This window comes from Streptomyces sp. Ru71 (assembly GCF_002920535.1).
In the GTDB taxonomy this organism is placed as follows: Bacteria; Actinomycetota; Actinomycetes; order Streptomycetales; family Streptomycetaceae; genus Streptomyces.
In genome coordinates, this window is record NZ_PQSS01000171.1 from 1 (window position 1) to 1,169 (window position 1,169).

The 1,169-nt window shown below is 75.4% G+C and carries 1 protein-coding gene; it reads left to right on the forward strand.

The genetic code is table 11. From position 1 onward, the window contains the following. The coding region (locus C3489_RS38040; RefSeq protein ID WP_181140005.1) for a xanthine dehydrogenase family protein molybdopterin-binding subunit at window positions 1-1,169 on the forward strand (1,169 nt) is incomplete at both ends.

Below are 1,169 nucleotides of genomic sequence, written 5' to 3' on the forward strand. Positions count from 1 at the left end.
CCGGACGTCGTCCTGGCGGTGATGGCGGCGCGCGCGACCGGACGGCCCGTCACGGTCGCCTTCCCGCGCCGCTTCCTGCCCTGCACCGTCGGCCACCGGGCGCCCACCGTGCAGCGGGTGCGGCTCGGGGCGGGCCCGGACGGCCGGCTGACCACGCTGCTGCACGAGGTGACCACGCACTCCTCCCGCATCAAGGAGTTCGTGGAGCAGGCGGCGGTGCCCGCCCGCATCATGTACGCCGCACCTGACAGCCGCACCGCGCACCGCGTCGTCCGGCTCGACGTGCCCACCCCGTCGTGGATGCGGGCCCCGGGCGAGGCGCCGGGCATGTACGCGCTGGAGTCGGCGATGGACGAGCTGGCCTGCGAACTGGGCATGGACCCGGTGGAGTTGCGGATCGTCAACGAACCGGACACCGAACCCGACAGCGGCAAACCCTTCAGCAGCCGGCATGTCGTGGAGTGCCTGCGCGAGGGCGCCCGGCGCTTCGGCTGGGCCGGCCGCGACCCGCGGCCCCGGGCGCAGGCTGAGGGGCCGCTGTGGCTCGGCACCGGCGTGGCGGCGGCGACGTACCCGGTGATGATCCAGCCGTCGACCGCGCGAGCGCACGCCCGGCCCGACGGGACGTTCCTGGTCGAGATCAACGCCACGGACATCGGCACGGGCGCCCGCACGGTGCTCGCCCAGATCGCCGCCGACGCCCTCGGCGTCCCGCTCGACCGGGTGCGCACCGAGGTGGGCAGCAGCGATCTGCCGTACGCCTCGCTGGCCGGCGGGTCCTCCGGCATGTCCTCGTGGGGCTGGGCGGTGCACGAGGCGTGCGCCCGGCTGGCCGAGCGGCTCGCCGCGCACAGCGGTCCGCTGCCTCCGGAGGGGCTCTCCGCCGACGCCGACACCACCGGGGCGGCCGACGCCGACAGCCCCTACTCCCGGCACGCCTTCGGCGCGCACTTCGCCGAGGTCGCCGTGGACACGGTCACCGGCGAGGTCCGGGTGCGCCGGCTGCTCGGCGTGTACGCGGCCGGGCGCATCCTCAACACCCGTACCGCGCGCTCGCAGTTCGTGGGCGGGATGACGATGGGCCTGGGCATGGCGCTGACCGAGGACAGCACGGTGGACCCGGCGTTCGGCGACTTCGCCCAGTCCGACCTGGCGTCCTACCACGTGCC